General features: G+C 61.5%; 5 protein-coding genes. All 5 read left to right on the top strand.

The features are described 5' to 3' along the window. Positions 1 to 655: 655 nt before the first annotated feature. The 5 genes from hemA to E4K09_RS17370 all read left to right on the top strand — a co-directional run bounded on the left by hemA (position 656) and on the right by E4K09_RS17370 (position 8,652). Positions 656 to 1,954, top strand: a complete 1,299-nt coding sequence (hemA, locus tag E4K09_RS17390) for a 5-aminolevulinate synthase (RefSeq protein WP_134499051.1) — start codon at positions 656 to 658, stop codon at positions 1,952 to 1,954. Further along, positions 1,951 to 3,204, top strand: coding sequence for an efflux RND transporter periplasmic adaptor subunit (locus tag E4K09_RS17385; RefSeq protein ID WP_342211356.1), 1,254 nt, complete (start codon positions 1,951 to 1,953; stop codon positions 3,202 to 3,204). Before hemA ends, E4K09_RS17385 begins: the two co-directional genes overlap by 4 nt. Next, positions 3,201 to 6,284 carry an efflux RND transporter permease subunit gene (locus E4K09_RS17380; protein WP_134499049.1) on the top strand — a complete coding sequence of 1,028 codons (3,084 nt, stop codon included), beginning with the start codon at positions 3,201 to 3,203 and terminating at the stop codon, positions 6,282 to 6,284. Before E4K09_RS17385 ends, E4K09_RS17380 begins: the two co-directional genes overlap by 4 nt. Positions 6,285 to 6,884: 600 nt before the next feature. Continuing rightward, a complete protein-coding gene (locus tag E4K09_RS17375) occupies positions 6,885 to 7,742 on the top strand; it encodes a hypothetical protein (protein WP_134499048.1) in 858 nt (285 codons plus the stop codon). A gap of 88 nt (positions 7,743 to 7,830) precedes the next feature. After that, positions 7,831 to 8,652, top strand: a complete 822-nt coding sequence (locus E4K09_RS17370; RefSeq protein WP_134499047.1) for a lytic murein transglycosylase — start codon at positions 7,831 to 7,833, stop codon at positions 8,650 to 8,652. Positions 8,653 to 8,925: the final 273 nt, after the last annotated feature.

Genomic DNA, 8,925 nt, shown 5'->3' with positions numbered 1-8,925 from the left:
CTCGATTTTGCCGGCCACATCGGCAGCCGGACCTGACATGTCCAACCCGTCCGAGTGCGTCCGCTTTACCCCGCGCAGCTGACAAGATTGTTCTGTTTTAGGTGTGCCGATGGTGTCGATAAAATCCAAAACTTGACTGAGGCGATCAACCACCAGAACCGGCCTGGCTATTCTGTCCCAGCATCTCGTATGTCATGCGAACAGAAAACTGGGTTTGCCGACTTTACCAAAACGATCTGCCAGAGCCCGGACTTCAGCTGCCTTTTGAGCGTGCCGTGTTCACATTCGATGCCCGTTGCCAAGTCAGAAGATCGGCAGACTTGGTTGCTTGGATGGGCGACAACGACTGACCCGCCCTCGTCCTTCCGCCTCACCCAACTGGACCAAAGTCCCGTCAAACTTCGTACGTAGGTCCGTATTGAACGCTTCACCATCTCCATCACAATGATCTCGTACCCGGCTTCGAGTTCACCACGCACAGAGGCCGGACGGGATCAAGGGGACTGCAATGATCTTAGAGAGGCAATGCCACAGAGTGGGCCAATTTCCGCGCTGCCGGGCGAAGCTCACGGAAACGTACAGGACAGACGGCAGGTCCGAGACTGCCGCAGCATTGCTGCCCCGAATGTCTGCTCCAATCGGGGCCTCCAAGCCGATGCAATCGCCTGTGTGGCAGGACCCGCTTCCGAGAAACTACAATGATTATTTCGACACCGCTATTGCGCGACTGAAGACTGAGCGGCGGTATCGCTCCTTTGTGGATCTCGAGCGCATCGCAGGCCGCTTTCCGGCCGCGATCTGGCATGCTCCGGACGGCCCGCGCGAGATCACCGTGTGGTGCTCCAACGATTACCTCGGCATGGGCCAGCATCCTGTCGTTGTCGAGGCGATGATCGATGCGGCGGCGCGCCATGGCACGGGCGCCGGCGGCACCCGCAACATCTCCGGCAACAGCCATCCGATTGTGGAACTCGAGGCGGAGCTTGCCGACCTGCACGGCAAGGAAGCCGCTCTGGTCTTCACCTCCGGCTATGTTTCGAACCAGACCGGCATCTCGACGCTCGCTAAGCTGATCCCGAACTGTCTCATCCTGTCGGATGAGCTCAACCACAACTCGATCATCGAGGGTGTGCGTCAGTCAGGCTGCGACAAGGTGATCTTCCGCCACAACGATCTCGAACACCTGGAGGAGCTGCTCCAGGCGGCGGGCCGCCGGCCCAAGCTCATCGTGTTCGAGAGCGTCTATTCCATGGATGGCGACGTGGCGCCTATCCGGCAGATCTGCGACTTGGCCGAGCGCTACGCTGCTATGACCTATATCGACGAGGTGCATGCGGTCGGTATGTATGGCCCACGCGGTGCGGGCCTGGCGGAGCGGCTCGGCGTGATGCCCCGCATCGACGTGATCGAGGGCACACTGGGCAAGGCCTTCGGCGTCATGGGCGGGTATATCGCGGGATCGGCCTCGGTCATCGATGCGGTTCGCAGCCATGCCCCCGGCTTCATCTTCAGCACTGCGCTACCGCCGAGCGTGGCCGCTGCGGCCACGATCTCCGTGCGCCATCTCAAGGGCTCATCCATCGAGCGTCAGGGACAGCAATGCCAGGTGGCGCGGGTCAAGGACGCGCTGATCCGGGCGGATCTGCCAATGCTCGCCACGCCGACGCACATCGTGCCGGTGATGGTGGGCGATGCGGAGGCCTGCAAGGCGGCCTCGGACCGCCTTCTGGAAAAGCACGGCATCTACATTCAGCCGATCAATTATCCCACCGTGCCCCGCGGCACGGAGCGACTGCGCATCACCCCTGGCCCGCTTCACACTGACGTCCATGTGGAGGCGCTGACAAGCGCGCTCGTTGAAACCTGGAAGGCACTCGATTTGCCGTTCAGGGGATTGGTGCTCGAGGCGCGTGAGCGCACGCTGGCAGCTCGGCAAGCGGGGCACAGACAGTGATCCGCACTGCTTTTCTCCTGCTTGCAGCATTGTCTGCTGGCGGCCTCTGGTACGTGCTGGCAGGGGCGGAAGGACAGGCCTCGGCCCAGATCTCAGTGGCCAAAGTGTCAGGGGCATCAAGTCCGACTTCCGATCCTTCAGCATCAGCGCAGGGCTCGCTTCCGCAGAAGAGGTCATCCCCAATCGCCGTGATCACGGCTCCTGTTCGCGCAAAAGCAATGCCCATCACCCGGACGAGCATAGGCTGGATCGAGCCGATCGCGCGCGTGACTGTCCGAGCCCGCCTCGACGGCACCATCGTTGAGCGGCGTATCCATGACGGTGCGGAGGTTGAGGCCGGGGACCTTCTATTCCGCCTTGATGATCGCGAACTCCAGGCGCAGATGGTCCGCAGTGAGGCAGCCCTCGCCCGCGATCGAGCCGTGTTGGACAAAGCGGAGGCTGCACTCAGACGAACCCTCGAGTTGCTGTCCCGATCTGTCGCCACCCAGGCCCAGGCAGAGGATGTCGCTGCCGAAGTCAGGATCGCCGCCGCCAATGTTGCCGCGAGCGAGGCGGCCCTGGCCATGGATCGGACCAGGCTGGGGCACACCAGGATCACCGCTCCCATCAGCGGACGCGCTGGTGTCGTGCAGGGGAGTGAAGGCCATGTCGTGCGCGGCTCCGATCTGTCCGGAGATGGGCTTGTAGTCATTACACGGATGTCGCCCTTGCAGGTCTCGTTCTCCCTGCCGGAGCGCGATCTTCCTTTACTGCGTGCGGCTCTCTCTCGACCTGGGGGCAAGAGCATCGGGCGGGTTCTCACCAGTCAGGATGGCTCAACGTCGGCAGAGGCGGACCTGACATTCATCGACTCATCCATTGATGTCAGTTCCGGCACCATTCTTGCCAGAGCCACCCTGAAGGCCAGCAACGATTTGTGGCCGGGCCAGTATGTTCGTGTTGAACTGACGCTCGGAGAGTATCCCGATGCGACGGCTGTTCCGCTCGTTGCACTGCAGACAGGCCGCAGCGGCCATCATGTCTTCGTTGTCCGACCGAGTGGTGTCGTCGAGATGCGCCATGTTGATCCTCTCCACACCAACCAAGACGAGGCTGTCATTGCCAAGGGCCTCATCCCCGGCGAGCGCGTGGTGGTCGAAGGCCAAGCACGCTTGCAGCACGGTAGTATGATTGCAGAGACGGCCATTGCTCCAACACCGCTGGCGCAGAGCTCTCTCAGCGCCGACGCCCGACCTGTGCGCCCATGAATATTTCGGCCCCCTTCATCAGACGGCCGGTTGCCACAATCCTGCTGATGGTAGCCCTGACACTCGTTGGCCTCATGGCCTGTCGGCACCTTCCTGTCGCAGCCCTGCCCCGCATCGATATCCCGACCATTTCCGTCTCAACCTCGCTGCCCGGTGCCAGCCCCGAGACCATGGCAACCACCGTCTCGACGCCCCTCATCAAGGAATTTTCGACCATCCCTTCCGTTCGGGAGATCAGCGCGACCAACATTCAGGGCGCATCCACCATCACTCTGGAGTTTGCACTGGAGCGCGACATCGATATGGCGGCGACCGATGTTCAGGCCGCCATCGCACGCGCCCAGCCGCAGCTGCCAGTTGAGATGATAGGCTCGCCCGTCTACCGTAAGCTCAACCCAGCGGACGCGCCGGTCATGCTGATCATCTTGAGAAGCGACACGCATCCCCTCTGGCGGCTCGATGGATTCGTCCGCACCGTGATCTCACCACGCCTCTCCGCAATCCCCGGCGTCGCTCAGATTACAATCGCCGGAGGACAGAAGTATGCGGTGCGCATCCAGGTTGATCCCTTAATCCTGGCGGCCCGTGGCATCAGTGTGGACGAGGTGGAGCGCGCCGTGCGCGCCGCCAGCGCCCATACGCCCGTCGGCTCCCTCGTGAGATCGGACCAGCAGCTCGCCATCGAGGTCTCGACCCAACTCGGTGACGCGCAAGCCTGGCGCGATCTCATCATCGCGAACCGCAAGGCGCGTCCCATCCGCCTTGGCGACATCGCCAAGGTGATCGACTCCGTTGAGGATGAGCAGCGCGCGAGCTGGCACAATGGTTCACCCGCGCTGGTTTTGGCGGTGCAGCGCCAGCCCGATGCTAACACGATTGAGGTGGTGGACAGGATTCGGGCAGCCCTGCCCCGTATCCAGATTGAGCTGGGGCCCAGTGTATCCCTCACCACGATGAACGATCGCTCTTTGTCGATCCGCACGGCCATCGATGATGTCACCTTTACTTTGGTGATCACCGTCGGCCTTGTCTGCGCTGTCCTTTATCTCGGTCTTGGCCGTCTCGCCACGACGCTGATCCCGAGTGTCACCATTCCGGTCTCGATTGTGGCCACTTTTGCGGCCATGTATGCTCTCGGCTTGTCCGTGGACAACATCACGCTGCTGGCATTGACCCTCTCGGTCGGTCTCGTGGTCGATGATGCCATTGTGGTGACCGACAACATCGTGCGTCACATTGAGGCTGGAATACCGCCTCACGCAGCGGCCCTGAAGGGAGCGAAAGAGGTTGCCTTCACGGTCGTATCCATCACCGTTTCGCTCATCGCAGCGTTCATTCCGTTGCTGATGATGGAGGGCGTGGTTGGACGCATTCTTAGCCCATTTGCCATGACAGTCTCGGTGTCTCTGGCGATCTCCGTACTGGTCTCCCTGAGCCTTACCCCGATGCTCGCCGCCCAACTGCCCGGCGTCAGGGAACGGAAAGGCGGCCGCCACAACCTGGCGGATCGCGCGATGTCGAGACTGACACACTATTATACCATAGGTCTGGATCTAAGCCTAAGGTTTCGTCCGCTGATGCTGATCGTGTTCGTCGTCAGCCTTGTCGCCTCAGGCTGGCTGTTCCGAACCATTCCGAAGGGTTTCCTCCCTCAGGAGGATATCGGGCAGATCATGATCTCAACCGAGGCGCGCCAGGATGTGTCCTTCGCGGCGATGGTCGAGTTGCAACGTCAGGTCGAGCAGGTTTTGCGCGCCTCCTCTCATGTGGCCGAGGTGGTCTCGGAGATTGGCACTACCGGCACCACGCGCCTCAATGAGGGGCGTTTGTTTGTAGAGCTGAAAGCCAAGGCTGGGCGCTCTCCGCTTCCGCAGGTATTAACTGATTTACGCCGCGATCTGGATCAACTGCCCGGTATCGAGAGTCATGTCACAACGGCTCAGAACGCCCGGATGGGAAACCGGTCTGGCCAGAGCGCATATCAGCTTACAGTGCAGGCTCAGTCCCATTCTGAGCTGCAGAGCTGGTCGGCGCGGCTGGCTCACCGGATGAGCCAGGATGCCATGTTCATTGGCGTCCGCGCGGATCTGAGGGAGACCACCTTGCAGGCTACCCTCCACGTCGACCACGACAAGGCGCGCCAGCTCGGGATCACGGCTGAGCAAGTGCGCTCGACTCTGCACACCGGCTTCGCCGCACGGCAGGCGGCGACGATCTATGGCGGCGCGGACAGCTATCAGGTTCTGATCGAGTTTGATCCCCGCCTTGCCTGGACCATGAACCCGCTCGATCTCGTGACTGTTCAGTCCGAAAGCGGCGTTCTGGTCCCGCTCTCATCCTTTGCAACCATTGAGCAAACGGCGGGTCCGCGCTCCATCGTCCAACTGGGACAGCGGCCAATCGTGACGATCTCCTTTGATACAGCGGCTGGAGTTCCGCTCGGCGAGGCCGTGAATCGGATTCATGCCCTCAGGCTCGAAGAAGGCGTCCCTGCAACCATAACCACCGACTTTACCGGGACAGCTCGCGTCTTCCAGGACATGGTACGCGATCAGCCGCTGCTGCTCGCGGCAGCGATCCTGACAATCTACATCGTCCTCGGCATGCTGTACGAGAGCCTTGTCCATCCCGTCACGATCCTGGCGGGCTTGCCGGCCGCCGCCATTGGGGCGGTCGCCGCCCTTTACCTTTGTCAGATGGAATTGAACATCATGGGGCTGATAGGCGTCCTATTGCTGTTTGGGATCGTCAAGAAGAACGCCATCATGATGGTTGATCAAGCGATTGTTCATCAGCGCGAAGGTCTCCCGCCGCTCGCTGCGATCCGGGAAGCCTGTCGCATGCGCTTTCGTCCGATCCTGATGACCACTGCCGTCGCTCTGGCCGGCGCGGTCCCGATTGCCATTGGCCACGGGGCTGGTTCCGAGCTGCGTCAGCCGCTTGGGATTGCGGTCATCGGGGGCCTCATCGTGTCGCAGTTCCTCACCCTCTTCATCACGCCTGTCTTGTATCTTTACCTGGAGCGGCTCTCCGGAATTGGGCTGCGCCCGTTCTGGATCAGTAAACGACGCCCCGCATAGCTCAACTGGTGAAGGTCAACATTCCGTCAAAGACTAATCAACAGCAAATGAAATGAAGGTCCGCGCACCGCCTCATGAGCAGACGGAGGTCATACTTCCGAGAAGTGGCAATATGAGACCTACCGCTCCGCAGCCCCAAACCCTTGTGGCCTCGGGCGACCTAGGAAGGTCGCTAGGGGGTGATCTTCCCTCGAAGCGACCTTTAAGCCTTTTTCTCTTTTGACCGCGCGTGCGTCCAGAGAGCACATTGAGCACCTCAGAGCAAGGTGTGACGATGCCTGTAGATCGTAGGCTTCTGAAACAAGCCTTGGGTGAACTGGTCAGGCTGAAGACCGGTGCAGAGAACCCGAGAGGCTTTTTGGCTCAGCTTTACAGCTCCGCACTTGCTGAGTGGGCTGGACAGCTGGGTGTGGATCAGCGCAAGCTCAACAAGCTGGTTCAAGTCCGAGGCGTGGTTTCCGACCGTCGGCTTCACTAGAGACAGAACCGGACCGAGATCGACCACGGCAGCTTGCCTGCTCGAAAGCTGCCCTATCAACTTCGCCGTTAGAAGCTGAGGCGGACACCGGGCCGACCGGTTTCCTCTGAATGGAGGCGGCAATGGCCCGCTTCACCGCAAAGGTTCACGGATTCTTCGTGTGGCTGCCAGTCCTCCTTTGGGCTGTGCCGGTCCATGCGGACCCTTTCTTCGTCCGGGCCTACGGCAGGACGTACAAGATCGATCCTCGCTATCCAACCGACGAACCCAAGGGGCCGAAGCCGCAGGAGGCCATGAGAGCCCTTCCGTCCGACCTCGCGAAAGGCCCAGGTTTCAGGCCGTCGCACGAGCAGGTGCTTGCCGAGGTCGAGGAGAGGGTCTGGATCGCGCGCACCCAATTCGATACCGCATTGGAGAGGACCTCCACCGCTCAAGGGTGGCGGGGTACAGGGACCAACGCCACGGCCATGACAGGATCCCTTGCGGCCGGAGCAGAGCAGAGCCGTTCATCGGAATTGCAGGCTTTGTACGATCGCCATCGGGCCCTCAACCTCCTTGTACGGGAATTGCGGAGGTCCATGGACCTGCCGGTGAGAACACCGGAAGCAGGGTTCTCCCGGCCGAAGCTGACGCCCGAGATCGAGGCCAGCTACCGCAGCCTGAACTTTGATCCCCTGGAGGCCTACTACAGCTTCAGACGCGTCAAAGCCGCCTTTCGCTCCAATGATGTCCGACTCCTCGTCCGGGTGGCCCACTATCCTCTGGTGGTGACCGGAAGGACCAGGCGGAACATTCGCAACCATGATCAGCTCATGGCGGCGAAGGAGATGGTCATGGACCCACGTATTCGCGAGGTTGTTGCGAAATCCACCTTCGAGGCACTCTTCGTGCGGGACAAGGGGATGATGCTTGGACAGGGCGAGGTGTGGATCACCCACAACCAGTCCGGCTTCGGATTAGGTGTCATCAATCTCGAATGAAAGCCATCCCGCGCCAGTCATATCCCTTCATGGCCAAGACAGTGCGCCGGCCTTTCGTTCGCTTCGAGGCATGGGAAAGGAGCTCCGAATGATCACAGCTGAGCAGTTCAGGATCGTTGCTATGGCAGCCTTGGTGTCACTCCTGGGGATGGCCACCGCAGCGGGTGCCGCACAATGTGGCAACACGGCGGCGGGCTTCGAAACATGGAAGCAGCAGTTCGCCGATGAGGCGAGGGCAAGGGGTGTCAGCGCCTCGACGGTCGCAGCCCTCATGGGAGCAAACTACGCGACGACAACCATCAAAGCCGACCGGGGCCAGCGGAGCTTCCGCTTGTCGCTTGATCAGTTTCTCGCCAAGCGGGGCGGCTCGACTATTGTGGCGCGGGGGCGTTCGCTCAAGCAATCGAATGCGGCCCTCTTCGCATCCCTTGAGCAACGCTACGGCGTCCCGCCGGGGCCGCTCCTGGCCATCTGGGGCATGGAGACGGCGTTCGGGCGGCAGCGTGGGAACCAGAACACCCTGTCGGCGGTGGCGACCCTCGCCTATGATTGCCGTCGGTCGGCCTTCTTCACCGACCAGCTCTACGCCACCCTGACCCTGATCGACCGCGGTATTCTCTCGGCCGGCACGCGAGGCTCCATGCACGGCGAGATCGGCCAGACCCAGTTCCTGCCCAAGAGCATCCTGAACTACGGCACTGGGGGCGATCTCAACAACGCAGCCAACGCGCTCGCCTCAACGGCCAATTTCCTCAGGGCTCATGGCTGGCGTGCGGGCGCAGGCTACCAACCGGGAGAGCCCAACTTCGGCGCGATTCAGGCCTGGAATGCCGCTTCGGTCTATCAGAGGGCCATTGCGCTGATCGGTCAGCAGATCGATGGAGCAGATGGACCGTCCGCAAGACGCTGAGGGCGCGCCTCGCCGCCCCGTTTCCGCCAGGAGAAAGCAGATCCGGCAGCGCCGTGCAACTGGATCAAACCGCCGGCGCTCATCTGAGCGCCGACGCATGGCCAGGACTCCCGAACACGAGGTGCCCCCTCCCCTATGACACCCGGTCAGCACAGGCTCGCTGGACCGCAATCGCGACAGAGCCGCTCTGGGTCACACCCGGAAATCTGCCGTTCTCCCCCACTGTCCGCTTTGGCCTGCCTACCTGACCAAGCCTCTGGGTGGCGGGTCTCC

The sequence above is a fragment of the Microvirga pakistanensis genome (genome assembly GCF_004458765.1).
In the GTDB taxonomy this organism is placed as follows: Bacteria; Pseudomonadota; Alphaproteobacteria; order Rhizobiales; family Beijerinckiaceae; genus Microvirga; species Microvirga pakistanensis.
This window is presented reverse-complemented; position numbering and strand designations above follow the sequence as displayed.